Origin of the sequence: Streptomyces sp. NPDC001594, assembly GCF_042893675.1 — a bacterium.
Lineage (GTDB): Bacteria > Actinomycetota > Actinomycetes > Streptomycetales > Streptomycetaceae > Streptomyces.
Genome location: NZ_JBIAVB010000010.1, coordinates 49709 through 74546 on the forward strand (window position 1 = coordinate 49709; position 24838 = coordinate 74546).

The 24838-nt window shown below is 73.2% G+C and carries 21 protein-coding genes; 5 read left to right on the forward strand and 16 right to left on the reverse strand.

Going from position 1 to position 24838, the window contains the following annotated elements; translation table 11 throughout:
* Nucleotides 1–214: 214 nt before the first annotated feature.
* Together ACFY0O_RS20585 and ACFY0O_RS20590 are read left to right on the forward strand one after the other, a co-directional pair.
* On the forward strand, nucleotides 215–1558 hold the full coding sequence (locus ACFY0O_RS20585; protein ID WP_388948339.1) for a UDP-glucose dehydrogenase family protein: 1344 nt from the start codon (nucleotides 215–217) through the stop codon (nucleotides 1556–1558).
* A gap of 59 nt (nucleotides 1559–1617) precedes the next feature.
* Nucleotides 1618–2919, forward strand: a complete 1302-nt coding sequence (locus tag ACFY0O_RS20590) for a glycosyltransferase 87 family protein (protein WP_388948342.1) — start codon at nucleotides 1618–1620, stop codon at nucleotides 2917–2919.
* Here the strand turns inward: ACFY0O_RS20590 and ACFY0O_RS20595 are convergent.
* The 4 genes from ACFY0O_RS20595 to ACFY0O_RS20610 all read right to left on the reverse strand — a co-directional run bounded on the left by ACFY0O_RS20595 (nucleotide 2916) and on the right by ACFY0O_RS20610 (nucleotide 7001).
* Nucleotides 2916–3992 carry a membrane dipeptidase gene (locus ACFY0O_RS20595; RefSeq protein WP_388948345.1) on the reverse strand — a complete coding sequence of 359 codons (1077 nt, stop codon included), beginning with the start codon at nucleotides 3990–3992 and terminating at the stop codon, nucleotides 2916–2918. The two genes, ACFY0O_RS20590 and ACFY0O_RS20595, sit on opposite strands and share 4 nt — an antisense overlap.
* A gap of 170 nt (nucleotides 3993–4162) precedes the next feature.
* Nucleotides 4163–5341: a dipeptidase gene (locus ACFY0O_RS20600; protein WP_388948348.1), complete on the reverse strand. Its 1179-nt coding sequence runs from the start codon at nucleotides 5339–5341 to the stop codon at nucleotides 4163–4165.
* Nucleotides 5338–5865: a 5-(carboxyamino)imidazole ribonucleotide mutase gene (purE, locus tag ACFY0O_RS20605; protein WP_358896526.1), complete on the reverse strand. Its 528-nt coding sequence runs from the start codon at nucleotides 5863–5865 to the stop codon at nucleotides 5338–5340. Before purE ends, ACFY0O_RS20600 begins: the two co-directional genes overlap by 4 nt.
* The gene (locus ACFY0O_RS20610) at nucleotides 5862–7001 is read right to left on the reverse strand and encodes a 5-(carboxyamino)imidazole ribonucleotide synthase (RefSeq protein ID WP_388948352.1); all 1140 of its coding nucleotides are present in this window, start codon (nucleotides 6999–7001) and stop codon (nucleotides 5862–5864) included. The genes purE and ACFY0O_RS20610 overlap by 4 nt, the downstream gene beginning before the upstream one ends.
* A 255-nt stretch (nucleotides 7002–7256) precedes the next feature.
* Between ACFY0O_RS20610 and ACFY0O_RS20615 the strand changes: the two genes are divergently transcribed.
* A complete protein-coding gene (locus ACFY0O_RS20615) occupies nucleotides 7257–7793 on the forward strand; it encodes a GtrA family protein (RefSeq protein WP_358896524.1) in 537 nt (178 codons plus the stop codon).
* 16 nt (nucleotides 7794–7809) lie between these two features.
* Here ACFY0O_RS20615 and ACFY0O_RS20620 read toward each other — a convergent pair whose 3' ends face one another.
* A complete protein-coding gene (locus ACFY0O_RS20620) occupies nucleotides 7810–9081 on the reverse strand; it encodes an ATP-binding protein (RefSeq protein WP_388948355.1) in 1272 nt (423 codons plus the stop codon).
* A 54-nt stretch (nucleotides 9082–9135) separates the two neighbouring features.
* The gene (locus ACFY0O_RS20625; RefSeq protein ID WP_042812873.1) at nucleotides 9136–9813 is read right to left on the reverse strand and encodes a response regulator transcription factor; all 678 of its coding nucleotides are present in this window, start codon (nucleotides 9811–9813) and stop codon (nucleotides 9136–9138) included.
* Nucleotides 9814–10283: 470 nt separating this feature from the next.
* On the opposite strand from ACFY0O_RS20625, the gene ACFY0O_RS20630 reads away from it, so the two are divergent.
* Nucleotides 10284–11810 carry a peptide MFS transporter gene (locus tag ACFY0O_RS20630; protein ID WP_388948358.1) on the forward strand — a complete coding sequence of 509 codons (1527 nt, stop codon included), beginning with the start codon at nucleotides 10284–10286 and terminating at the stop codon, nucleotides 11808–11810.
* 62 nt (nucleotides 11811–11872) lie between these two features.
* Here ACFY0O_RS20630 and ACFY0O_RS20635 read toward each other — a convergent pair whose 3' ends face one another.
* From ACFY0O_RS20635 to hutU, 9 genes are all read right to left on the reverse strand, one after another.
* Nucleotides 11873–12184 (reverse strand): hypothetical protein, encoded by a 312-nt coding sequence (locus ACFY0O_RS20635; RefSeq protein ID WP_388948361.1) that lies wholly within the window; start codon nucleotides 12182–12184, stop codon nucleotides 11873–11875.
* Nucleotides 12185–12258: 74 nt separating this feature from the next.
* Nucleotides 12259–13635: a hypothetical protein gene (locus tag ACFY0O_RS20640; protein ID WP_388948364.1), complete on the reverse strand. Its 1377-nt coding sequence runs from the start codon at nucleotides 13633–13635 to the stop codon at nucleotides 12259–12261.
* Nucleotides 13632–14711 carry a hypothetical protein gene (locus ACFY0O_RS20645; RefSeq protein ID WP_388948367.1) on the reverse strand — a complete coding sequence of 360 codons (1080 nt, stop codon included), beginning with the start codon at nucleotides 14709–14711 and terminating at the stop codon, nucleotides 13632–13634. The genes ACFY0O_RS20640 and ACFY0O_RS20645 overlap by 4 nt, the downstream gene beginning before the upstream one ends.
* A complete protein-coding gene (locus tag ACFY0O_RS20650; RefSeq protein WP_388948369.1) occupies nucleotides 14708–15709 on the reverse strand; it encodes a hypothetical protein in 1002 nt (333 codons plus the stop codon). The genes ACFY0O_RS20645 and ACFY0O_RS20650 overlap by 4 nt, the downstream gene beginning before the upstream one ends.
* A 15-nt stretch (nucleotides 15710–15724) precedes the next feature.
* Entirely contained in the window at nucleotides 15725–16405 is a 681-nt protein-coding gene (locus tag ACFY0O_RS20655; RefSeq protein ID WP_388948372.1) for an LPXTG cell wall anchor domain-containing protein, read from the reverse strand.
* 167 nt (nucleotides 16406–16572) lie between these two features.
* Entirely contained in the window at nucleotides 16573–17751 is a 1179-nt protein-coding gene (gene hutI / locus ACFY0O_RS20660) for an imidazolonepropionase (RefSeq protein WP_388948374.1), read from the reverse strand.
* Nucleotides 17752–17781: 30 nt separating this feature from the next.
* Nucleotides 17782–19131: a formimidoylglutamate deiminase gene (locus ACFY0O_RS20665; RefSeq protein ID WP_388948376.1), complete on the reverse strand. Its 1350-nt coding sequence runs from the start codon at nucleotides 19129–19131 to the stop codon at nucleotides 17782–17784.
* Nucleotides 19122–20336 carry an allantoate amidohydrolase gene (locus ACFY0O_RS20670; protein WP_388948875.1) on the reverse strand — a complete coding sequence of 405 codons (1215 nt, stop codon included), beginning with the start codon at nucleotides 20334–20336 and terminating at the stop codon, nucleotides 19122–19124. Before ACFY0O_RS20670 ends, ACFY0O_RS20665 begins: the two co-directional genes overlap by 10 nt.
* A 119-nt stretch (nucleotides 20337–20455) precedes the next feature.
* Nucleotides 20456–22120, reverse strand: coding sequence for a urocanate hydratase (hutU, locus tag ACFY0O_RS20675; protein WP_388948379.1), 1665 nt, complete (start codon nucleotides 22118–22120; stop codon nucleotides 20456–20458).
* 105 nt (nucleotides 22121–22225) lie between these two features.
* On the opposite strand from hutU, the gene ACFY0O_RS20680 reads away from it, so the two are divergent.
* Entirely contained in the window at nucleotides 22226–23578 is a 1353-nt protein-coding gene (locus ACFY0O_RS20680) for a diaminopimelate decarboxylase (RefSeq protein WP_388948381.1), read from the forward strand.
* A 23-nt stretch (nucleotides 23579–23601) separates the two neighbouring features.
* Here the strand turns inward: ACFY0O_RS20680 and ACFY0O_RS20685 are convergent, their stop codons facing one another.
* Nucleotides 23602–24444 (reverse strand): MurR/RpiR family transcriptional regulator, encoded by an 843-nt coding sequence (locus ACFY0O_RS20685; RefSeq protein ID WP_079427568.1) that lies wholly within the window; start codon nucleotides 24442–24444, stop codon nucleotides 23602–23604.
* Nucleotides 24445–24838: the final 394 nt, after the last annotated feature.

Sequence of the window (24838 nt, forward strand, 5' to 3'; positions counted from 1 at the left end):
CCGTAGGGCGCTGACAGCCGTGTGTCGCTGGCATGCGCGCGGCGCGGGATGCTAACTACCGTTAAGTAACCCAAATTCTAGTTCCCGGCGCCGGTGCAGCGATATGTGCCGCGTACGTGAGCTGCGTGACAGCCGGATGCTCCTGGGAACGTCCCCCGCGACCGGCCCGACTATGCTCGGGGGCCGCAAACGGCCCCGCACCTCTGGAGCATCCATGGCCCCCCTCAAGATCACCGTGATCGGCACCGGCTACTTGGGCGCCACGCACGCCGCGGCCATGGCGGAGCTCGGCTTCGAGGTGCTGGGGCTGGACGTGGTGCCGGAGAAGATCGAGATGCTGGCCTCGGGCCGGGTCCCGATGTACGAGCCGGGGCTGGAGGAGCTGCTCGCCCGGCACGTCGCGGGGCTGCCGGGGGCCACCGGGCGGCTGCGGTTCACGCAGTCGTGGGAGGAGGTCGGGGAGTTCGGCGACGTGCACTTCGTGTGCGTGAACACCCCGCAGAAGCACGGCGAGTACGCGTGTGACATGTCGTATGTGGACTCGGCCGTCGAGTCGCTGGCCCGGCACCTGACGCGGCCCGCGCTGGTGGTGGGCAAGTCCACCGTGCCGGTGGGGTCGGCCGAGCGGCTCGCCGCCAAGCTCGCCGCGCTGGCCCCGGCGGGCGCGGACGTGGAGCTGGCGTGGAACCCGGAGTTCCTGCGCGAGGGCTTCGCCGTGCAGGACACCCTGCACCCCGACCGGATCGTCGTGGGCGTGCGGGGCGAGCGCGGGGAGAAGCTGCTGCGGGAGGTCTACGCCACGCCGATGGCGGAAGGCACCCCGCTGGTGGTGACCGACTTCCCGACGGCCGAGCTGGTCAAGACCGCCGCCAACTCCTTCCTCGCCACCAAGATCTCCTTCATCAACGCCATGGCCGAGGTCTGCGAGGCCGCCGGCGGTGACGTGGTCAAGCTCGCCGAGGCCATCGGCTACGACGACCGGATCGGCGCCAAGTTCCTGCGCGCCGGCATCGGCTTCGGCGGCGGCTGCCTGCCCAAGGACATCCGCGCCTTCATGGCCCGGGCGGGCGAGCTGGGCGCCGACCAGGCGCTGACCTTCCTCAGGGAGGTCGACTCCATCAACATGCGCCGCCGCGGCCACATGGTCGAGCTGGCGCGCGAGGCGGTCGGCGGGTCGTTCCTGGGCAAGCGGGTCGCGGTGCTCGGCGCCACGTTCAAGCCGGACTCGGACGACGTGCGCGACTCCCCCGCGCTGAACGTCGCCGGTCAGATCCACCTCCAGGGCGGGCAGGTCACCGTCTACGACCCCAAGGGCATGGACAACGCCCGCCGCGTCTTCCCCACCCTCGGCTACGCCGGCTCCGCGCTGGAGGCGGCCCGCGGGGCGGAGGTCGTGCTGCACCTCACCGAGTGGCGCGAGTTCCGCGAGCTCGACCCGGCCGAGCTGGGATCCGTCGTCACCGACCGGCTGGTCCTCGACGGGCGCAACGCCCTCGACCCGCTGCGCTGGCGGGGCGCGGGGTGGACCTACCGGGCCATGGGACGCCCGCAGGCGTAGCGCCTTTGAAGGTTCTCAGTCAAAAAGGGCGAAGGGACGACTGGGTAGACTTCGGGCCGATGACCAGCACCAGCAGCACCGCAGTCCAGCCCACGGCGCCCTCGAAGACGGCGCCCGCCACACCTGACCGGCGGGGATCCTTCGAAACGGCCCTGCGAGGACGCGGCACCCTGCTGGGCATCGCGCTCTTCTGGCTGGCCACCAGGGCGGCGATGCTCTGGATGCTCGTGCACGACGTCGGGCACTCCACCAACACCCGTGTGGAGGTCTCCGTGACCTACCACAACTGGTACAACGTGCTGGTCCACTGGACGATGCCGCACGACGACGTCATGTGGCAGTACCCGCCGGCGGCCGCGGCGGTCTTCCTCTCCCCCGACCTGCTGCCGTTCCTCACCTACTTCCAGGCCTTCGTCGGCCTGACGGTCCTCTGCGACGCCGTCATCCTGCTCGGCCTCCTGCGGGTGGCGCGGCGCGACGACGGCAGCATGGCCGGTGCGGTGATGTGGCTGGTGGCGCTGCCGCTGATGATGGCGACCCCGTTCGCCCGCTACGACATCCACGTCACCCTGTTCGCGGTCTTCGCGCTGCTCTGCATGCGCGGTCGTCCCCGGCTCGGCGGGGTCATCGCCGGGATCGGGGCGATGGTGAAGGTGTGGCCGCTGCTGACGCTGCTCGGCGTGCCCCGGGGCAAGTCCACGCGCGACGCGATCGTCGCGGCGGCGCTGTCCTGCGTGGCGCTGCTGGGTGTGTTCGCGCTGCTGTTCAAGGACACGCTGGGCTTCCTGGGCAACCAGGGCAACCGCGGTGTGCAGGTCGAGTCGCTGGGCGGTTCGGCGTTGATGGCGGCGAAGCTGGTGCACCTGTGGCCCGGCAAGACCAACTTCCAGTTCGGGGCGTTCGAGTACGTCGGCCCGTACGTGTCGAGCATCGCGCAGGCCTCGGTGGGCCTGACGGTGATCGGCTTCCTGATGCTCCTGCTGTGGCGGGTGAAGGCCAACCGCTGGTCGAGCGCGACGCCGTTCGACGCCGCGCTCTGCGCGATCCTGGTCTTCACGGTCACCAGCCGGGTCATCAGCCCGCAGTACATGATCTGGCTGCTGGGTCTCGGGGCCGTCTGCCTGACCTCGAAGCACACCACCCAGCGGCCGGTGGCGTGGCTGCTGGTCGTCACGACCGGGCTGACCACGCTGGTCTTCCCGGTCTTCTACGACGCGGAGGTCCTCACCACCAGCACGCTGGGCACGGTGCTGCTCTGCTCCCGCAACGCGCTGCTGCTCTTCGCGACGGTGTGGTCGGGCGTCCGGCTGTGGAAGGCGACCGTGCTGCCGAAGGCGGCGCTGCGGGTTGAGGCGGCCTAGCCGGGAGTCGTTCCCCTGTGCTGGGCGGCGCGGGCGGTGAACTCTGCCTCGCGCAGCACCCGCTGGGCGTTGCCCCAGGTCAGGAGGGTGAGCTCGGATTCCGACCAGCCGCGTTCCAGTAGTTCCGCGATCAGTCGCGGGTAGCCCGAGGGGTCGGTGAGTCCGGCCGGCCTAGGGCTTCCGCCTTCGGAGCCGAAGGCGGCGCCGAGGCCCACGCCTTCGGGTCCGGCGAGGGCGCGCACGTGTTCGACGTGGTCGGCGACGGCGTGCAGGGAGTCGCCGGTGCGTTCGGTGTCGAAGGTGACCATGGCCAGGCCGCCGGCCGCGCGCAGGGCGAGGAGGACCTCGTCGGTGGCGTTGTCCGGGTGCGGGGTGAGGGAGGCGGCGCCGGTGTTCGAGATGATCACGGGTGCCTTGGAGGCGGCCGCGAGCTGGCAGGCCGCGGCGGGCGGGCAGCCCGTCAGGTCGAGCAGGATCGCGAGCCGGTTCGCCTCCTTGACCACCTCGTGGCCGAAGGCCGTCAGTCCCTCGTCGGACCAGGGGGCCCCGGCGGGCGCGAGCAGGCGTACGCCGAGGGCGTGGAAGGCGCGCAGGGCGCCGAGCGACCCGGTGAGGGTGCTGCCGGGGACGGGGCCGAGGAACGAGGCGATCCGGCCGCGGTTGCGGGCGTCGGCCATGTCGTCGGCGGTCAGCGCGAGGTACAGGCTGTCGGAGTAGCGGCGCATCAGGGCGAGTGCCGCGTCGATCTGTTCGAGGGTCTCGCACACCGCCTGCGCGCAGGACTCCGCGCGGGGCGGGCCGGGGGGTACGAGGAGGGTCCAGAACTGGGCGCCCACTCCCCCGGCGCGCAGCCGGGGGATGTCCGTGTCCACCTCGAGGTCCGGGGTGTCGATGTCGTGGTACGGGCTCTGGCGCAGGGTCCAGACGAGGGTGTTGCAGCCGTCGGCCACGGGATGGACGGCGAGCAGCGCGGCCGCGCGGTCCAGGGATCCGCCCGCCACCAGGGGGGCGGTGACGGGGACGTCTTCGGCTCCGACACCCACGGAGTGGGGTTCATCCTGCAGGTCGGCCATGGCATTCGCTCCGGTCTCGGCGGCAGCAGGGAGATATGGGGCCACCGTGACATGGGGGATGAGGGTGCCGCCCGGCGAATGTGGCGTTCGGGTGTACGGCGGTACGGGACAGGGGCGGGACCGGGCGATCCCGGTCCCGCCCCTGTGCGCGGTCTGCCCTGCGGGTGCGGCTAGAGCACCGCGTTGGAGGGGCCGCGGGTGGCCGAGAGGTCCCGGGCGACGGCTTCGGCGTCGCGCAGCGCCCGTACGGCGTTGGACCAGGTCAGCTTGGCGAGGTCGGCGCGGGACCAGCCGCGGTGCAGGAGCTCCGCGATCAGGTTCGGGTAGCCGGAGACGTCGTCGAGCCCGGCCGGAGTGAAGGCCGTGCCGTCGAAGTCGCCGCCGATGCCGATGTGGTCGACGCCGGCGACCTCGCGCATGTGGTCGAGGTGGTCGGCGACGGTGGCGGCGGTGGCCACGGGGCGGGGGCGGCCGGCTTCGAAGGCCCGGTGGAGGGCCATCGCCTCGGGGGTGGTGTCGAGGTGGTGGAAGCCGTGGGCGCGCAGGTTCTCGTCCGCGGCGAGGGTCCACTCGACGGCGGCCGGGAGGATGAACTTCGGCACGAAGGTGGCCATGGCGACGCCGCCGTTGGCGGGCAGCAGGGCCAGCACGTCGTCGGGGACGTTGCGCGGGTGGTCGCAGACCGCCCGGGCCGAGGAGTGCGAGAAGATCACCGGCGCGGCCGAGACGGCGATCGCGTCGCGCATGGTGGTGTCGGCGACGTGCGAGAGGTCGACGAGCATGCCGATGCGGTTCATCTCGCGGACCACCTCGCGGCCGAAGTCCGCGAGGCCGCCGTGGCGGGGTGCGTCGGTCGCCGAGTCCGCCCAGTCGATGGTGTCGTTGTGGGTGAGCGTCATGTAGCGCACGCCCAGGTGGTGCAGGGCGCGCAGGGTGGCGAGCGAGTTGTTGATGGAGTGGCCGCCCTCGGCACCCATCAGGGAGGCGATCCGGCCGTCGGCGCGGGCCGCCTCCATGTCGTCCGCCGTCAGGGCCCGCACCAGGTCACCGGGGTAACGGGCGATCAGCTGGCCGACCGCGTCGATCTGCTCCAGGGTGGCGCTGACCGCCTCGTCGCCCGCGAAGTCGGAGCGGACGTAGACCGACCAGAACTGCGCGCCTACGCCGCCGGCGCGCAGCCGGGGGATGTCGGTGTGCAGGTGGGCGGACTGGTCGCCGGCGATGTCGCGGCCGGCGAGGTCGTAGCGGACCTGCTCGCGCAGGGCCCAGGGCAGGTCGTTGTGGCCGTCGACGACGGGGTGCCCGGCGAGGAGCTCGCGGGCCTCGCCGAGCAGGTCCGCCGCGCTCACTTGCCGAACCCGAAGGATTCGGCTCCGGCCACCTTGGCGCGCAGGCGCTTGCCCTTCTCGGTGGCCTGGTCGTTGAGCTCCTGCTGGAAGTCGCGCATCCGGCCGAGGAGCTCGGGGTCGTGCGCGGCGAGCATGCGCACGGCGAGCAGGCCGGCGTTGCGGGCGCCGGCGACGGAGACGGTGGCGACGGGAACCCCGGCGGGCATCTGGACGATCGACAGGAGCGAGTCCATGCCGTCGAGGTACTTCAGCGGGACCGGCACGCCGATGACGGGCAGCGGGGTGACGGAGGCGAGCATGCCGGGCAGGTGGGCGGCCCCGCCCGCACCGGCGATGATCGCCTTGAGCCCGCGCTCGGCGGCGTGCTCGCCGTAGGCGACCATCTCGCGCGGCATCCGGTGGGCGGAGACGACGTCGACCTCGTAGGGGATCTCGAACTCGTCCAGGGCCTGGGCGGCGGCCTCCATGACCGGCCAGTCGGAGTCCGAGCCCATGACGATGCCCACGACGGGAGGAGTGTTCATTCGGTGATCGTCCCTCTGAGGTAGCCGGCTGCGTGGCGTGCGCGTTCCAGCACATCGTCCAGGTCGTCGCCGTAGGTGTTGACGTGGCCGACCTTGCGGCCGTGCTTCACGTCCTTGCCGTACATGTGGATCTTCACCTGCGGGTCGTGGGCCATGCAGTGCAGGTACGCCGCGTACATGTCGGGGTAGTCCCCGCCGAGGACGTTGGCCATCACGGTCCAGCGGGCCCGGGGGCGCGGGTCGCCCAGGGGGAGGTCCAGGACCGCGCGGACGTGGTTGGCGAACTGGGAGGTGACCGCGCCGTCCTGGGTCCAGTGGCCGCTGTTGTGCGGGCGCATGGCCAGTTCGTTGACGAGGATGCGGCCGTCGGTGGTCTCGAACAGCTCCACGGCCAGGTGGCCGGTCACGTCGAGTTCCTTGGCGATGCGCAGGGCCAGGGCCTGGGCCTCGCCCGCGAGGGCTTCGGAGAGGTTGGGGGCGGGGGCGATCACCGTGTCGCACACGCCGTCGACCTGGATGGACTCCACGACGGGGTAGGCCACGGCCTGGCCGTGCGGGGAGCGGACGATGTTGGCCGCGAGCTCGCGGACGTAATCGACCTTCTCCTCCGCGAGGACCGGGACGCCCGCCTTGAACGGGGCTTCCGCGTCCTCGGGGGTGCGGACGAACCACACGCCCTTGCCGTCGTACCCGCCGCGCACCGTCTTGAGGATGACGGGGAAACCGCCGACCTCTTGTGCGAAGGCCGCCGCGTCCGCCGGATCGCTCACGATCCGGTGGCGGGGGCTGGGCGCGCCGATCTCGTCGAGCCGGGCGCGCATCACCCCCTTGTCCTGGGCGTGCACCAACGCGTCGGGCCCCGGCCGGACGGGGATGCCGTCCGACTCCAGGGCCCGGAGGTGCTCGGTGGGTACGTGCTCGTGATCGAAGGTGATCACGTCGCAGCCGCGCGCGAAGGCGCGCAGCGTGTCCAGGTCGCGATAGTCGCCGATGACGACGTCGTTCACGACCAGGGCCGCCGAGTCCTGGGGGGTGTCACTGAGGATCTTGAATCTGATGCCGAGGGGGATGCCCGCCTCGTGGGTCATGCGGGCGAGCTGACCGCCGCCGACCATGCCGACTACCGGGAACGTCACCTCTCCAGGGTATCCGCCGGTATTCCGCCATACGGACGCAGGCCTGGCGCGGACTCGCCGGTGGGGCCCGGATGCCTTGTGCGCGTTGTGTCCCAAGGGGTGGCGAGGCGCGCCGGGCCGCCCGGGGCGACACTTAACATGGTGGGGTTGACGAGATCGGGTGACACGCCCGGCGGGTGCCGAAAGCCCGCCCCGCGGGACCGGCCCGCGGCCCGCCCGGGACTCACACGACGACTGACAGGACTGAACCATCACATGAGCACGCCGAACGCTGTACCGCTGTCCGAGCGCTTCCGAGGCATCGCCCGGGAGGTCGTCAAGTTCGGCGCGGTCGGCGGCGCGGGCGTCCTGGTGAACTTCGGCGTCTTCAACCTGCTGCGCGCCACCACGGACCTGCAGACGGTCCGCGCGAACGTGATAGCCATCGTGGTCGCCATCATCACGAACTACGTGGGGTTCCGCTACTTCACCTACCGTGACCGCGACCTGGGCAGCCGCCGTCGCGAGATGATCCTGTTCGTGCTGTTCAGCGTGATCGGCATGGTCATCGAGAGCGGTGTGCTCTACGTCGCCACCTACGGCCTGGGGCTGGACAGCTCGCTGCAGAACAACGTCTTCAAGTTCTTGGGCATGGGCGTGGCGACGGTCTTCCGGTTCTGGTCGTACCGGACGTGGGTGTTCAAGGCCCTGCCGACGGACGCGGCTCCCTCGCTGGTCGTGGAGCAGCGCGACGGGCACGAAGCCGCGCCCGTGGCCGCCCGGACCCCGGAGCCTGCGGGCAACCAGGGCTGAGGCCCGCCCCCTCGTCCTACCTGACCGGCCGCTCCGGCTCGGTGCGGGCGGGGGCGGGGGCGGTGCGGCTGAGGAAGAGCGCGAACACCGGCGGCTGACTCTGGAGGAGCTCCAGGCGGCCGCCGTCCGCTTCCGCGAGGTCCCGGGCGACGGCGAGGCCGATGCCGGTGGAGTTGCGGCCGCTGATGGCCCGCTCGAAGATCCGGTTTCCGAGGTCGGGCGGGACGCCGGGGCCCTCGTCGGTGACCTCGATGACGGCCTGGTTGCCGGTGACGCGGGTGCGCAGGGCGACGGTGCCGCCGCCGTGCATGAGGGCGTTCTCCACGAGGGTGGCCAGGACCTGGGAGACCGCGCCGGGGGTGCCGACGGCCCGCATGCCGGTCTTGCCGGAGCGGACGATGGCCCGGCCGGCGCTGCGGTAGGCCGGGCGCCACTCCTCCAGCTGCTGCTTGACGACCTCGTCGAGGTCGAAGGGGACGGCGGAGCCGGTGCGGGGGTCGCGCGAGTTCGTCAGCAGCCGTTCGACCACGTCCGTGAGCCGTTCCACCTGGGTGAGGGCGATGCTCGCCTCCTCGCGGACGGTCTCCAGGTCGTCGGTGACGGTGATCTCCTCCAGCCGCATCGACAGGGCGGTCAGCGGGGTGCGCAGCTGGTGGGAGGCGTCGGCGGCGAGGCGGCGTTCGGCGGTGAGCATCCGGCCGATGCGTTCGGCGCTGGCGTCCAGGACGTCGGCGACCCGGTCGAGCTCGGGGACCCCGTAGCGCTTGTGGCGGGGCCGGGGGTCGCCGGAGCCGAGGCGTTCGGCGGTCTCGGCGAGGTCGGTCAGGGGGGAGGCGAGTCGGTTGGCCTGGCGGACGGCGAGGAGCACGGCGGCGACGACGGCCAGCAGGGCCACGGCGCCGACCACGGCCAGGGTGCGCCCGACCTCGCGGGTGACGGTGGAGCGGGATTCCTCCACGACGACGAGCTCGCCCTGTTCACCGCGTGCGGTGCCCCGGATGACGTTGTCCTCGATGGGGTCGCCGACCTCGACGGTCGGCTGACCGGGGACGGAGATACGGGCGTACGTGCCGAGGTCCAGCTGTTCGGACAGGGCGCCGGCCTCCACCCGCCGGTGTTCCAGGGCGTCGGCCTCGACCACGCCCAGCAGGCGCAGCGCCTCGGACCCGATGCGGTCCTGGGCGCTGCTGGTGATGGTCCGGGTCTCCACGATGACGAGGGAGACCCCGAACACGGCGATCACGACGAGGACCACGGCGAGGGTGGAGTTGATCAGACGGCGGCGCATGCCCTAGAGCATGCCCCAACGGACGAACGCGCCCCGGCCCCCCGGCCCCCGGTGTCAGCTCTTCTCGAAGCGGAAGCCGACCCCGCGGACGGTGGCGATGTAGCGGGGGTTGGCGGCGTCGTCGCCCAGCTTCTTGCGCAGCCAGGAGATGTGCATGTCGAGGGTCTTGGTGGAGGACCACCAGGTGGTGTCCCAGACCTCGCGCATCAGCTGGTCGCGGGTGACGACGCGGCCGGCGTCGCGGACCAGGACGCGCAGCAGGTCGAACTCCTTGGCGGTGAGCTGGAGCTCCTCCTCGCCCATCCAGGCGCGGTGGGACTCGACGTCGATGCGCACGCCGTGGGTGGCGGGGGCCTGGGCGGCGTCGTTGGCGCCGCGCCGCAGCAGGGCCCGGACGCGGGCCAGCAGCTCGGCGAGGCGGAAGGGCTTGGTCACGTAGTCGTCGGCGCCGGCGTCCAGGCCGACCACCGTGTCGACCTCGTCGGCCCGGGCGGTCAGGACCAGGATGGGGAAACCGTGGCCCTCGGCCCGCAGCCGCCGGGCCACCTCCAGGCCGTCCATGCCGGGCAGTCCCAGGTCGAGGACGACGAGATCGACGCCGCCCTGCAGTCCGGCCTCCAGGGCGGTGGGGCCGTCCTCCCGGACCTCGACCTCGTAGCCCTCCCGGCGCAGGGCGCGGGCCAGGGGTTCCGAGATGGATGCGTCGTCCTCGGCGAGCAGTACACGCGTCATGTGGGTGATGGTAGTCCGCGGCGGGTCAAAGGAGGCGCCTGCCCGCGTACCCCTCTCGAACTGGGGTTATTGACTACTATCGGCCTTCGAACTTGACGTATCGGTTCCCAGGTTGCCTGTGATCCATATCTCAAGCCCTTCCATATGCATCGGTGCCCTGTCGTATGGTGGCGGAACGCCCGATGCACTATCGAGGGGACATCTGCGCTCAAATCTGAGCCAAGAACCTCAAATTCTGCTCTGGTCGGTCTCGTCCGGCCCAGATGACAGTGAATGACCTATGGGCCGGGCCCGGCGCGCGAGGAGGCGCGCAGGGCGTGGATCCCGGTTACGGCTGCTCCGTCACCCCGTCACAGCGGGGAACGACACCCCAGGGCGTGGGTGGGGCATCCGTCGCCGGTGCCGGCCGCCCCCCACCGGGCGCTGAACAGCTCACGAAGCCAAGCGTCCCGAGCAAGCAAGGATCGACCATGGCTTCCAGCCTGACGAAGGACGCGGCGTCTCCGGCGCCGGAGAAGACCTTCTTCGGACACCCCCGTGGCCTGGCCACTCTCTTCATGACCGAGATGTGGGAGCGCTTCAGCTTCTACGGCATGAAGGCCCTTCTCCTCGTCTACCTGCTCTCGGGCGGCCCTGACGCCAAGAAGGGCAGCCTGACCGGCGGCATCGGGATGGACGAGGGCACGGCGATCACCGTGTTCTCCATCTATGTCTCCATGGTCTACCTCCTCGCCCTTCCGGGCGGGTGGCTGGGCGACCGCGTCTGGGGTCCCCGCAAGACCGTGACGATCGCGGCCGTGACGATCATGTCCGGTCACATCATCCTCGCGCTCCCCGGCGGCCCGACCTTCTTCGTCGGCCTGGCTCTGGTGGCGCTCGGTTCCGGTCTGCTGAAGGCCAACATCTCGACGATGGTCGGCCAGCTGTACAAGGACGCGAACGACCCGCGTCGTGACGGCGGCTTCACCATCTTCTACATGGGCATCAACGCGGGCGCCTTCTTCGCCCCGCTGGTGATCGGCACCGTCGGCCAGAAGGTCAACTGGCACCTGGGCTTCGCGCTCGCCGCCATCGGCATGGGCATCGGCCTCGTCGCCTTCCTGCTGGGCACGAAGAACCTGAACCCGGTCAGCTCCGTCGTCCCCAAGCCGCTGTCGGCCGAGGAGCGCTCCGCCTGGATCCGCAAGATCCTCGCCGTGGTCGCGGTCGTGGCCGTGTTCTACACCGCCGTCGGCATGTCCGGCATGTTCACCCAGGCCTGGGCGACCATCCCGCTGACCCTGATCGGCCTGATCGTCCCGACCGGCGTCCTGGTCCGCATCAAGCGCGACAAGGAGCTGAGCCAGGGCGAGCAGTCGAAGATGACCGGCTACATCTGGTTCTTCGTCGCCGCGGCCGTCTTCTGGATGATCTACGACCAGGGCGCCTCGACCGTCCAGTCCTTCGGTGAGACCAAGGCCTCCGGCTCGCTGCTCGGCTTCGAGTTCCCCTCGTCCTGGTACCAGTCGCTGAACCCGGTCTTCATCATGGCGCTGGCCCCGGTCTTCGCCTGGATCTGGGTGTGGCTGAACCGCAAGAGCAAGGAGCCGTCGACCGTCGGCAAGTTCGCCGCGGGTCTGTTCTTCGTCGGCGTCTCGTTCTTCTTCTTCCTGCTCCCGATCGGTCTGGCCTCGAACGGCCAGTCGGTGTCCCCGATGTGGCTCGTCGGGATCTACCTGATCCAGACCGTCGGCGAGCTGTGCCTCTCCCCGGTCGGCCTGTCGGTGACCACGAAGATGGCCCCCGCCAAGTACGCCTCGCAGATGATGGGCGTGTGGTTCCTGGCGGTCACCGCCGGCGACTCCATCACCAGCCTGCTGTCCGACCCGGCCGTGTTCGGGGTGGACCTGAACGGCACCGGCGCCGTCGCCATCGAGGCGACGCTCGCCTGCCTGGCGGCCTTCGCGGTCTTCAAGTACCGCAAGAAGGTCAAGGAGCAGATGGGCGAGGTGCACTGACGCACCGGCTCCACGGGGGCGGCCCCGCACACCTTCGGGTGTGCGGGGCCGCCCCTTTCGGCTTACCCGGAGTTGAATCCGACCAGGAACGCCTTGAATCCGCAGCGGACGGTGGCCGGCGAGCCCGTGGGGGCCCAGTCGCTGCGGAAGGTCCGCCGGACGACGTGCTCACGCGCACCCTGCACGAGGTCACACGTGATCACGGCGCGATGGGCGGCACCCGAGGGGAACCGGCCGCCGCAGCGGGACGTGGCGTTCGGGCGGCCGAGCTTGTCCATGTCGGCGGTGGCCTTGCAGCCTCCGTCCACGCCCCCTGCCGGGGCGGCGGACGCGGCGGGCGCCCCGAGCACGGCCATCGCGGACGCGGCGGTCACCGCGATTTCTGACAAGGGGCGGGGCGCGCACCCGGAAAGGAATGGGTGCGCGCCCCGCCTCTCGCGATGGCCGACTAGCGCGCGCCGCCCCGCAGGCGGCGCCAGGGGGTGAAGGTGAAGACGGCGCCGCCGAGCAGGATGACCGTGCCGGCGACCAGGGCCAGGGCCTTGATCCCGCCGTCGTCCTGGGCGCCGGTCTCGGCGAGGCCGCCGGCGGCGGCGGCGGTCGAGGAGCCTGCGGTGGAGGGGCCGGCGGTGGTGGAGCCGGAGCCGCCGGGCTGGGCGGTGGTGTCCAGTTCCAGGGAGACCCCGCTGGCGGTGGCCTTGCAGGGCACGTTGATCGGGGTGGAGCCCGGGGCCATCGTGACGTCGATGGTCAGCTGGTCGGGGGTCAGGGTCACCTTGCCCGACTTGCCGGGCTTGTAGGTGCCGGTCATGTCGGTCAGGCTCACGGGCGCCCCGTTGGGGATCGGCTCGGCGTTGGCCGGGCCGGTGACCTTGACGGTGCCGCTGTCGGCGCCGCCGAGCTTGATGTCCATCGAGGGCTTGAGGGCTCCGGCCGGGAGCTGCATGGGGCTGGCCATCGCGCCCTTGGCGGTCTTGACGGTGAGGGCGAAGTCGCCGCCGTTCCGCTTCGCGCTGATGGTCACCGGCGTTTTGATTCCGTTGGGCACCACGGCGCCGCAGTCGTAGCTGACCTCCACCGCCTTGCCGGGGAAGTCGGTCTGGCCGCCGGATCCGCCGGTGGTGGAACCGGTGGTCGAACCGGTGGTCGAACCGGTGGTGGAGCCGGTCGTGGAACCCCCGGTGGTGCTGCCGCCGGTGGTGCCGCCGCCTGTCGTGGAGCCCCCCGTGGTGCCGCCGGTGGTCGTCGAGCCGGTCGTGCCGCCCGTCGTGTCGCCGGTGCCGCCGCCCGAGACGTCGATGACGGCACCGCCCGTCACCGCGCCCACCGGGGCGCACTTGGTGACGAAGGTCCCGAAGGGGAAGGTCACCGCCACCTCGTACCTGCCCGGCGTGACGGTGATCTTGCCGGCCTTGGTCAGCTTCAGCTTGCCTTTCATCACGGACATGACCATCGGGGCCTTCTTGGGGATCTCCGGGTTCTTCTTCTCCCCGACGACCTTGACCTCGCCCCCGCCGTCGCCGGTGGTGAGCCAGCCGGTGGGCTGGACCGAGTCCTTCGGGATCACCATCAGGTCGGTGTTGTTCGAGGCCGGCTTCACCGTCTCCCACGAGACGTCGACCTCGTCGCCGACCTTGGCCGTGGCGGGTGCGGTGATCCGGGCGGTGGTCTCGCCCTCCACCGGGTCGCCGCCGCCGGCCGGCGGCACGCACCGGACCTTGAACGTGGTCTCGGCGGCCTGGGCGGGGGAAGCCGCCACGGCGACACCCGCGCCGCTGAGCAGCAGCGCGACCAGCGCCGCACTCGCCCTCCGTTGGGTTTTCACAGGGGTCCCTTCGTCGTCGGACTGTGATCGGACGGTGCGGATGGCTGTGGGGGCCGCGGCGGCCCGGGGTCGGGGGTGAACCACGGGAGGGCCGGCGGCGCGTCCTGCGGGGCCCCGGCCGGCGGGACCTTCGGGAGCCGGGCGGTGACCGCCGCGGCGCCCCCCGGGGCCGGCCCGGCGTCCCGGTGGCGGCCCGGTGCCCCGGGGCGGGGGCGGAAGCGGTCCACGAGGGCCATGCCCAGCCGGAACAGCGCCGTCGGGATCACCACCAGCAGCAGGGCCCAGAACAGCAGCACCCCGTACGGCCGGTCCACGCCCCACGGCTGGGTGGCGAGGACGGTCTCCCCGTACTTGAGCGAGACGGTGTAGTCCCCGTGCGCGCCCGCCGGCAGTTCGACGTCCAGGCCCACCTCCGCCTTGCCGCCGGGCGGGATGGTGCCCTTCCAGCGGGCCTCCTCCCACTGCGGGGCGAACACCCCGTGCCCGGTGCCCAGCTGGAACACCGGGTCCTTGACCGGCGCCGAGCCGAGGTTGCCGACGGTGGCGGTGAACCTCCGCGACGGCGGTGCCCCGAACCAGGTGAGCACCCCGTCCTCGCCCTTGAGGCGGGCTCCCGTGAGCATCGCGAGCCGGGCGGTCCCCGACTCGGCGGGCAGGTCGGCCACCGGATGGCCGGTGATCTTCAGCGGGACGGCGACGGTCGACCCGTCGCCGTTGACCGAGGCCACGTTCACCACGCACGGGCAGGGCTTCGGCGGCTCCGCGACCGGCAGCCGGGCCGTGAATCGGCCGTCGGCGGCGACCGAGACGGCCACCCCGTCGGCGTTGGCGCAGCTGTTGGTACCGCCGATCATGTTCTGGCCGCAGACCAGCAGCATGACCAGGGTCCGGGCGGGCCAGCCGGTGCCGGTGGCGGTGAGCTCGGCGCCCTTGGCCGCCTCCTGCTGCGAGAGCGCCACGGCCGGCTTGCCCTCGGCGGCGGCGGGGGCGGGGGCCGCGGGCAGGAGCGCCAGGGCCAGGGCGGCCAGTGCCGCACCGGCGCGGGATACGGCCCTCGGGCCGGGCGTGCGGCTCACGTGGACGCTCCCGTCAGCTCGGGTTCGGATCGCGGTGCCGGCGCCCGCGGCGGCCCGGCCGGCTCCCCGGGCGGCCCGCGCCGCCGGGCCCGTACGAGGACCAGCGCGGCGGTGCCCAGCGCGACGAGGCCGCCCCCGGCGCAGGCCGCGCTCCCCCGGGGCGCCAGCCAGGCCGTGGCGGTGGCGGTGGCCGGGGCTGCGCCGGGGGCGGTGACGGTGAGCCTGAGGGAGACCCGGTCGAGGGCGGGGGCGTCCGGCCAGGGCTCGGTGAGGGTGACGCGCCGGCCCGGCAGCAGCTCCACCGGCAGGGCGCGGGCGGTACGGGGGTCGGAGGCCCCGCCGAGGCCGCGTTCGACGTGCAGGGCGAGCGCGGGGGTGAGGGTGACGTTGCCCCGGTTGACCAGGGTGTAGGCGACGGTGGTGGCCGCGCCGCGGCCGCGTACGGAGACGTCCTCGACGGTGAGGGCGGCCAGGGCCGGGCCGCCGACGCGCAGGTCGACCCGTACGCCCGCCTCGTGGCCGCCCTCGGCGGCGACGACCGCGGCGGGGTGGTCGCCGGGCGGGGAGGCGGGCGGGACGGTGACGGTGAAGGGGACCACCGCGCGGGTGTGCGGCGGGAGGGTGACGGTGGCGGCGGCGCCGAAGCTGATCCAGGAGCCGGCGCCCCGTGACCCGCCGGCCGGGCGGACGGCGAAGGCGCCGTCGGGGGCGTTGTAGGCGTCGGCCCCGCGCAGGGTGACGACCCGCTGCCGGTCGCCGGTGTTGGTGAGGGCGAGGTGGTCCTCCAGCACGGCGCCGGCGGGGCCCGCGAGGTAGAAGGAGGGGCGTCGGGCGGTGGCGGCGCTCCCGGAGGCCGGTTCGGCGGTCCAGCCGGGGTCGCCGCCGTCGGCGGCGGCCGCCGGGGTCCCCTGGAGGGTGGCGGCGGCCAGCAGGAGCAGGGCGGCGAGGCGCCGGAGGGCGGGCCGCACGGGGGTGCGGGGCGTGAGGGTGCGGAGCACGGGCGGGCGCTCCGTTCAGGACGGGGTGTGCCGGACCCGCCGGCCGCGCCGGGTCAGCCAGAGCATGCCGGCGGCGCCGGAGAGGGCCACGGTGGCACCGAGGGTGCCGAAGGCCAGGGCGGAGTCGGCGGGTCCGGTCTGCGGGAGCGTGGCGTCGGGGGCCGCGTCGGAGGCGGGGGCGCCCGCGGCCGCGGTCACGTCGAGTTCCAGGGAGGGCTTGGGGCTGTTGCCGGGGGTGCAGGTGGTGGTGGTCCCCATGGCCTTGATGGTCAGGACCCCTGCGGTGAAGGTGACCTTGCCGCTCTTCTTCGGGGTGTAGGTCCCCGACAGGTCACTGATCTTGATCGGGGTGTTGGCGGGCGCGGCCTCGGCGTTCGGGGCCCCGGAGACCGGTATCGAGGCCTGTTCGGCGCCCCCGGCCATGATGACGGCGCTGGGGTTCATGGCGCCCTTGCCGAGCTCGATGGGGCTGGAGGAGACGCCCTTCTGGAAGGACATCGTCAGCTTGTAGCCGTCGCCCTCCTTGACGGCCTTGATGTCGATGGGCGAGACCGCCGACTTGTCCCCGATCGGGGTCTGGCACTTGTACTCGACGTCGACCACGTCGGCGTGGGCCGCGGGGGCGGCGAGCAGTACGGCGGATCCGGCCAGCGCGGAGGCCAGCGCGAGCGCGGTGGAGCGTTTCCGGTCGGACACCTTCGTCTTCCCCTCGGGCCACGGGACGGGTTGCCGGCGCCTTGTTACTGACGCCATGTCAGATTGGTGGCTCAAGGTACGCCCGGGACCTTGTGGAGGGAAGACAAAGGACGGCCCGGCGTGAACGGCCCCGAAGGGCCGCCCGCCGCCGGGCCGTCGCGTAAGGGTCAGGCCGCGCGCACCCCGCGGTTCCAGACCGCCGACACCAGCGGCACGCCCGGCCGGTAGGCGAGGTGGACGTGGCTGGGGGCCTCGAGGAGGGCCAGGTCGGCGCGGGCGCCGGGGGTCAGGCGGCCGATGTCGGTACGGCGCAGGGCGCGGGCGCCGCCGGCGGTGGCCGACCACAGGGCCTCGTCGGGGGTCATGCGCATGTCCCGGACGGCGAGGGCGATACAGAACGGCATGGAACTCGTGTACGAAGAACCGGGGTTGCAGTCCGTGGACAGGGCGACGGTGGCACCCGCGTCGATCAGGCGGCGCGCGTCGGGCCACTGGGCGCGGGTGGAGAACTCGGCGCCGGGCAGGAGCGTCGCGACGGTGGTGGCGGACGCCTGGGCGAGGGCGTCCACGTCGGCGTCGGTGAGGTGGGTGCAGTGGTCGGCGGAGGCGGCCTCCAGCTCCACGGCCAGCTGCACCCCGGGGCCGTAGGACAGCTGGTTGGCGTGGACCCGCGGGATCAGCCCGGCGGCGGCGCCGGCGGTGAGGACGGCGCGGGCCTGGTCGCCGTCGAAGGCGCCCTTCTCGCAGAAGACGTCCACCCAGCGGGCGTACGGGGCGCAGGCCGCGAGCATCTCGCCGGTGACGAGGTCGACGTAGCCGGCCGGGTCGTCGGCGTAGTCGGGGGAGACGATGTGCGCGCCGAGGTAGGTGACCTCGTCGGTGTGGGCTGAGGCGATGCGCAGGGCGCGGGCCTCGTCGGCGACGGTGAGGCCGTAGCCGGACTTGGTCTCGAAGGTGGTGGTGCCCTGGCGGAGGGCCTCGTCGAGGTGGCGGACGAGGTTGGCTTCCAGCTCGGCGTCGGTGGCGGCGCGGGTGGCGGCGACGGTGGTGCGGATGCCGCCGGCGGAGTAGGCGCGGCCGGACATGCGGGCGTTGAACTCGGCGGTGCGGTCGCCGGCGAAGACGAGGTGGGAGTGGGAGTCGACGAAGCCGGGGATGACGGCCCGGCCCTTCGCGTCGAACGCGGTGTCGGCGGCGGGGGCCGCGGCGGCTTCGCCGACCCAGGCGATGCGGTCGCCGTCGAGGACGAGGGCGGCGTTCTCGATCAGGCCGAGGGGGGTGCCGTCGCCGAGGGCGGGGTCGTTGGTGACGAGGCTGCCGATGTTGGTGATGGCGGTGGTGGTCATGGGTTCCTCTCGGGAGGTTCGATTCCCGGCTCAGCCCCGGACGGCTGCGATGGACTCGGCCAGGGCTCCGGCCACGTCCCCCACCAGGGTGTGGGCGCCGTCGCGGACCACGTGGCGGCCGCCCACCACCGTGTGGCGGACGTCGGCGGCCGAGGCCGCGAAGACGGCCGTCTCCGCGCCGAGCCGCGGCAGCGGCCCGGCGGTGCGGACGGTGTCCAGGGCGATGGTCGTGAAGTCCGCGAGGGCCCCGGCCTCCAGCCGGCCCGCGTCCGGGCGGCCCAGGGAGGCGTGGCCTTCGGCGGTGGCGGCCGTCAGCAGGGCGTTCGCCGTCCAGTGGCCGCGCGTCCGGCTGCGCAGGCGCTCGTTGAGCTCCATCGCCCGCGCCTCCTCCAGCAGGTCGATCACCGCGTGGCTGTCGCTGCCCAGGGACAGCGGGCTGCCCGCGCGCTGGAGCCGGCCGGCCGGCCCGATGCCGTCGGCGAGGTCGCGTTCGGTGGTCGGGCACATGCAGGTGCCGGTGGTGGTGCCGCCGAGCAGGGCGATGTCCTCGTCCGTCAGGTGCGTGTTGTGGACGCCGGTGGTGTGCGGGCCCAGCACGCCGTGGTCGGCGAGGAGCTGCGTCGGGGTGCGGCCGTGCGCCGCGAGGCAGGCCTCGTTCTCCGCCGTCTGCTCCGACAGGTGCACGTGCAGCGGGGCCCGCCGCTCCTGCGCCCAGGCCGCGACGGTGGCCAGCTGGTCGGCCGGGACGGCGCGTACGGAGTGGACGGCAGCGCCGATCAGGGCGTGCTCGCGGGGCTTGAGGGCCGAGACCCGCTCGGCCCACGCCTCGGCGGTGCCGTCGGAGAAGCGCCGCTGGTGGGCGTTGGGGGCCTCGCCGAAGCCGGCGGCCAGGTACGCGGTGTCGAGGAGGGTGATGCGGATGCCGGCCTCCGCGGCCGCCTCGATCAGGGCCTCGCCCATCGCGTTGGGGTCGGCGTACGGGGTGCCGCCGGGGGCGTGGTGGACGTAGTGGAACTCGCCGACGTTGGTGATGCCGGCCAGCGCCATCTCCGCGTACACGGCGCGGGCGAGGGCGAAGTAGCGGTCCGGGGTGAGGTTCTGGGCGACCCCGTACATGACCTCGCGCCAGGTCCAGAACGTCCCCGAGCCGACCTGGACGGTGGAGCGCAGCGCCCGGTGGAAGGCGTGGGAGTGCGCGTTGGCCAGGCCCGGGACGGTCAGCCCGCGCAGCACCTCGGCGCCGGGGGGCGGGGTGTCCGCACCGGTGCGGACCTCGGCGATGCGGCCGTCGGCGCCCACGCCGAGGGCGACGCCCGGCTCGACGAGGTCGCCGAGCCAGGCGTGCTCCAGCCAGTACGTCTTTCGCACGGTCAGCGACACGTGAGACCTTCCAGTACGTCGGCGAGGGCGAGGACTCCGGCCACGCAGTCGTCCTCGGCGGCGAACTCCCGCGGGGAGTGGGAGACACCGGTGGGGTTGCGTACGAACAGCATCGCGGTCGGGACGGCGGCGGAGAGGATTCCGGCGTCGTGTCCCGCCCCGGTGCCGAGGACGGGGACGGCCCCGCCCAGGATCCGGTTCAGCTCGTCGCGCAGGGCGTGCTCGAACTCGACGACCGGGGTGAAGGACTCCCGGACCACGGCGAGGTCGATGCCGTCGCGCTCGGCCTGCTCGCGGGCGGCCTTCTCGACGGCGGTGACGACCGTGTCGAGGGTGGCCTGGTCGGCGGCCCGCGAGTCGAGCCAGCCGCGGACGAGGGAGGGGATGGCGTTGACCCCGTTGGGCTCGACGGCGATCTTCCCGAAGGTGGCGACGGCCCCCGCGAGGGCGGCCTCGCGGCGGGCGGCCAGGACGGTCTCGGCGTAGGTGAGCATCGGGTCGCGGCGGTCGACCAGGCGGGTGGTGCCGGCGTGGTTGGCCTCGCCGTGGAAGTCGAAGCGCCAGCGGCCGTGCGGCCAGATCGCGGAGGCGATGCCGACCGGGGAGCCGGACCCCGCGGCGGAGCCGCTGTCGGACACAGCCAGGGCGCGGCCCTGTTCCACGTGCAGCTCGACGAAGGCTCCGATGCGGGCGAGCCGCTCGGGGTCGGCGCCGATGGCGTCGGGGTCGTATCCGGCGCGCTCCATCGCCTGCGGGAGGGTGGTCCCGTCGGCGTCGCGGAGCTCGTACGCCTTCTCCTTCGTCAGCTGTCCGGCGGAGAGCCGGGAGCCGACGCAGGCGAGCCCGAAGCGGGCGCCCTCCTCGTCGCCGAAGTTGGTGATGGCCAGGGGGCGGGTGAGGGCCGCGCCGCGGGCGCGGAGCTCGTCCAGCGCGGCGAAGGAGGAGACCACGCCGAGGGGGCCGTCGAAGGCGCCGCCGTCGGGGACGGAGTCCAGGTGGGAGCCGGTGACGACGGCGTCGCCGGCGAGGGGGTCGCCGAGCCAGGCCCACTGGTTGCCGTTGCGGTCGACCTCGTAGGCGAGGCCGCGCGCCTCGGCCTGGGCGCGGAACCAGTCCCGGCAGTCGGCGTCGGCCCCGGTCCAGGCGAAGCGGCGGTAGCCGCCGCTGTCGGCGTGCCGGCCGATGGGGCGGAGCTCGTCCCACATGGTGTGGAAGGAGGCGGGGCCGCCCCCGCCGCGCGGGGCGGCGGGGGCGGAGGTGGCGGGGCGGGCGCCCGGGGCGGAGCCCCCGTGCGCCTCGCCCGCGCCGGTGCCGTCGGAGCGGGTCACGCGGAGTCACCCTCGCGCATCGGGACGCGGACGCCGCGCTCGTCGGCGACGGACTCGGCGATGTCGTAGCCGGCGTCGACGTGGCGGATGACGCCCATGCCCGGGTCGTTGGTGAGGACGCGGCGGATCTTCTCGCCCGCGAGCTTGGTGCCGTCGGCGACGGTGACCTGGCCCGCGTGGATCGAGCGGCCCATGCCGACGCCGCCGCCGTGGTGGATCGAGACCCAGGACGCGCCGGAGGCCACGTTGACCATGGCGTTGAGCAGCGGCCAGTCGGCGATGGCGTCGGAGCCGTCGAGCATGGCCTCGGTCTCGCGGTACGGGGAGGCCACCGAGCCGCAGTCGAGGTGGTCGCGGCCGATGGCCAGCGGGGCGGCGAGGGTGCCGTCGGCGACCATCTCGTTGAAGCGCTCGCCGGCCTTGTCGCGCTCGCCGTAGCCGAGCCAGCAGATGCGGGCGGGCAGGCCCTGGAAGTGGACGCGCTCGCCGGCCATCTTGATCCAGCGGTGCAGGGACTCGTTCTCCGGGAACAGCTCCAGCATCGCCTTGTCGGTCTTGTGGATGTCCGAGGCCTCGCCGGACAGGGCCGCCCAGCGGAAGGGGCCCTTGCCCTCGCAGAAGAGGGGGCGGATGTAGGCGGGGACGAAGCCGGGGAAGTCGAACGCGCGGTCGTAGCCGGCCAGCTGGGCCTCGCCGCGGATGGAGTTGCCGTAGTCGAAGACCTCGGCGCCGGCGTCCATGAAGCCGACCATGGCCTCGACGTGCTTGGCCATGGACTCGCGGGCGCGGGTGGTGAAGCCGGCCGGGTCCTTGGCCGCGTAGGCCGCCATGTCGTCGAAGTCGACGCCCACGGGGAGGTAGGCGAGCGGGTCGTGGGCGGAGGTCTGGTCCGTCACGATGTCGATCGGGGCGCCCTCGGCGAGCATCTGCGGGAGCAGCTCGGCGGCGTTGCCGAGGAGGCCGATGGACAGCGGCTTGCGGGCGTCGCGGGCCTCGACGGCGAGCTGGAGGGCGTGGCGCAGGTCGTCGGCCTTGACGTCCAGGTAGCGGTGCTCGATGCGGCGCTCGATGGCGCGCGGGTCGACGTCGATGCAGATCGCGACGCCGTCGTTCATCGTCACGGCCAGCGGCTGGGCGCCGCCCATGCCGCCGAGGCCGGCGGTGAGGGTGATGGTGCCGGCGAGGGTCCCGCCGAACTTCTTGGCGGCGACGGCGGCGAAGGTCTCGTAGGTGCCCTGGAGGATGCCCTGGGTGCCGATGTAGATCCAGGAGCCGGCGGTCATCTGGCCGTACATGGTCAGGCCGAGGTGCTCCAGGCGGCGGAACTCCTCCCAGTTGGCCCAGTCGCCGACCAGGTTGGAGTTGGCGAGCAGGACGCGCGGCGCCCACTCGTGGGTCTGCATCACGCCGACCGGCCGGCCGGACTGGACGAGCATGGTCTCGTCCTGCTTGAGGGTCCGCAGGGTGCGGACCATCGCGTCGAACGAGCGCCAGTCGCGCGCCGCCTTGCCGGTGCCGCCGTAGACGACGAGCTTGTCGGGGTGCTCCGCGACCTCGGGGTCGAGGTTGTTCTGCAGCATCCGGAGGGCGGCCTCCTGCTGCCATCCCAGGGTGCTGAGCTCGGTGCCTCGCGCGGCCCGTACGGGGCGGGGTCCTGACATGGCGGTGCCTCCTCCGAATGTTGAGCAATCCATTCACATCCTGTCGCCTTGAATAGATCCAGTCAACAGCTGCGCGCGGGTCCCCGGGATGATGGGATGGCGGACATGGACGCCTCAGGGGACGCCTTACAGGACGCGGCCGACGCCGCCCGGCGCCGGGACCTGGCCGTACGGGCCGCCGTGGAGCAGGGGCTGCTGGACGCCGAGCCGCTGGTCTGCCTGCTCGACACCGCCGGGATCCGCGCCGGCGCCGCCGCCCTCACCGGGGCCTTCGCCGCCGCCACCGCCCCCGGGACGCCCGTCCTGCACGCCTTCGCCGCCAAGGCCGCCCCCCTGGTCCCCGTCCTGCGGCTGCTCGCCGACTGCGGCCTGGGCTGCGAGGCGGCCAGCCCCGGCGAGCTTGCCCTGGCCCGGGCCGCCGGGATCCCGGCCGGGCGGATCGTGCTGGACTCCCCCGCCAAGACCACCGGTGAGCTGCGCGAGGCCCTGGCCCTCGGGATCGCCGTCAACGCCGACAACCACCAGGAACTGGAACGGCTCGACGCCCTGATCGCGGCGACCCCGACCCGCTCGCCCGTCGGCGTACGGGTCAACCCCCAGACCGGCGCCGGCACCATCGACGCCCTCTCCACCGCCACCGCCACCTCGAAGTTCGGCATCGGCCTGCGCGACCCCGGCGCCCGCGAACGGCTCGTACGGGCCTGCCTGGACCGGCCCTGGATCACGAGGCTGCACGCCCACTCGGGCTCCCAGGGCCTGCCCCTGCCCCTGATCGCCCAGGGCGTACGGGAGCTGCACGCGCTGGCCGAGGAGATCAACGCGGCCGCGGGACACCGCCGGATCGACACCCTCGACATCGGCGGGGGCCTGCCGGTGAACTTCACCTCCGACGAGCGGACCCCGACCTGGGCGCAGTACGCGGCCGCGCTGCGCGAAGCCGTCCCGGCCCTGTTCGACGGCTCGTACGGGCTCGTCACGGAGTTCGGCCGGTCCCTGCTGGCCAAGCACGGCACGGTCCTCGCCCGCGTCGAGTACACCAAGTCCGCCGGCGGCCGCCCCGTCGCCCTCACCCACGCCGGGGTGCAGGTGGCCACCCGTACGGTCTACGCCCCTGCGGCCTGGCCCCTGCGGATCCTCCCCTACGACGCCAAGGGCACCCCGAAGACCGGCCCGCTGGTCGCCCAGGACGTCGCGGGCCCCGCCTGCTTCGCCGGCGACCTCCTGGCCACCGCCCGCGAACTGCCCGAGCTGGCCCCGGGCGACCTCATCGCGGTACCGGACACCGGGGCGTACTTCTTCACCGCCCACTACGGCTACAACAGCCTCCCGCGCCCCTCCGTCCACGGCTTCACCGCCGACCCCTCGGACACCGTCCGCTTCACCCTGGCCCGCCCGGCGCAGACGACGGCCGAACTGGTGGCGGAGGCGGGCGGGGGCTTCGGGGACGCGCTGCTGTAGCGGTCGGTCCGCGCCCCGGGGCGTCAGTCCACGAACAGCCCGCGCGCCGCGGCCCGGGCGTCGAAGGCCTCCAGCCGCGCCTGCGCGTCCGGCAGGGCGTCCGCCATGGCCTCCAGCAGCACCCGGCCCAGCAGCATCGGCGCGCACGCCGTGTCGAAGGCCAGCCCGGTGCCGACCGGCGCCGGGATCAGCAGGTCCGAGTACCGGGCGACGGGCGCGAACGCCGAATCGGCCACCGTCACCGTCGTCAGTCCGGCCCCGCGCGCGTGCTCCAGGGCCTCCACCACCTCGCGCGGATGGCGGGGCAGCGCGAAGCACAGCAGCGCCGAGGCCCCGGCGCCGGCCGCCGCGTCGATCCGGTCGGCGAGCATCGAGCCGCCCTCGTCGAGGAGCCGCACGTCCGGGTGCACCTTGGCCGCGAAGTACGCGAACCCGCGCGCCTGCGAGGACGCCGCCCGCAGCCCGAGCACCGGCAGCGGGGACGACCCGGCGAGCAGCCGGCCCGCCTCCTCCACCGGCGCCGGGTCCGCGAGCATCGTCGCCAGCCGGCGCAGGTTCTCGATCTCACCCTCGACGGCCTGCTGGTACTCGTTGTACGACTCCTCGCGCGCGGCCCGCGGCGGCTCCGCCGGAGCCACCTCGCGCAGGTGCCGGCGCAGGGCGGGGTACCCGTCGAAGCCGAGGGCCACCGCGAACCGGGTCACCGACGGCTGGCTCACCCCGGCCAGCTCGGCGAGCTCCACGCTCGACAGGAAGGGCACCTCGGCCGCGCCGCGCACCATGCAGTGCGCGATCCGCCGCTGGGTCGGCGTCAGCCGGTGCCCCTCGAAGAGCTTCTGCAACCGCGCGGCCGGGTTGTCGCTCACCGCGGGCCCCTCCGTCCGTCCGAGTGAGATATTCAGTCAGGGTGCACTCTGCATGCGCTTATGCAACACGGCAACCCGATGCCCGCGATCCGGGCGGGGCCGCACCCTTCCGCATGCCGCGGGGCCGACGGTGCCGCTGCGCGGGGGAAGGTCCCCTACCCGCCCTTCCACCGTTCCCAGGGGCTCCGCCCCTGACCCCGATACCGTGCGCTCCGCGCCCGGTGCGCTCAAACGCCGCGCGGGCTGAAATTTCGCTCCGCGAAATCCAGCCGCGGTGGGCATGCCCGCAGGCAAAGGACCAGGCGCGCCGAATCCAGCCTCGCCTGGGGGCACCTCCCAGCGGTAGCTGGGGGAGGGTCTGGGGGCGGAGCCCCCGGGAAACGGAGAAAGGGCG

Coding starts and splice junctions, on each gene's coding strand:
- ACFY0O_RS20585 (WP_388948339.1), top strand. CDS start 215: ATGGCCCCCCTCAAGATCACCGTGATCGGCACCGGCTACTTGGGCGCC.
- ACFY0O_RS20590 (WP_388948342.1), top strand. CDS start 1,618: ATGACCAGCACCAGCAGCACCGCAGTCCAGCCCACGGCGCCCTCGAAG.
- ACFY0O_RS20595 (WP_388948345.1), bottom strand. CDS start 3,992: ATGGCCGACCTGCAGGATGAACCCCACTCCGTGGGTGTCGGAGCCGAA.
- purE (WP_358896526.1), bottom strand. CDS start 5,865: ATGAACACTCCTCCCGTCGTGGGCATCGTCATGGGCTCGGACTCCGAC.
- ACFY0O_RS20615 (WP_358896524.1), top strand. CDS start 7,257: ATGAGCACGCCGAACGCTGTACCGCTGTCCGAGCGCTTCCGAGGCATC.
- ACFY0O_RS20620 (WP_388948355.1), bottom strand. CDS start 9,081: ATGCGCCGCCGTCTGATCAACTCCACCCTCGCCGTGGTCCTCGTCGTG.
- ACFY0O_RS20625 (WP_042812873.1), bottom strand. CDS start 9,813: ATGACGCGTGTACTGCTCGCCGAGGACGACGCATCCATCTCGGAACCC.
- ACFY0O_RS20630 (WP_388948358.1), top strand. CDS start 10,284: ATGGCTTCCAGCCTGACGAAGGACGCGGCGTCTCCGGCGCCGGAGAAG.
- hutI (WP_388948374.1), bottom strand. CDS start 17,751: ATGACCACCACCGCCATCACCAACATCGGCAGCCTCGTCACCAACGAC.
- ACFY0O_RS20670 (WP_388948875.1), bottom strand. CDS start 20,336: ATGTGGGACGAGCTCCGCCCCATCGGCCGGCACGCCGACAGCGGCGGC.
- hutU (WP_388948379.1), bottom strand. CDS start 22,120: ATGTCAGGACCCCGCCCCGTACGGGCCGCGCGAGGCACCGAGCTCAGC.
- ACFY0O_RS20680 (WP_388948381.1), top strand. CDS start 22,226: ATGGACGCCTCAGGGGACGCCTTACAGGACGCGGCCGACGCCGCCCGG.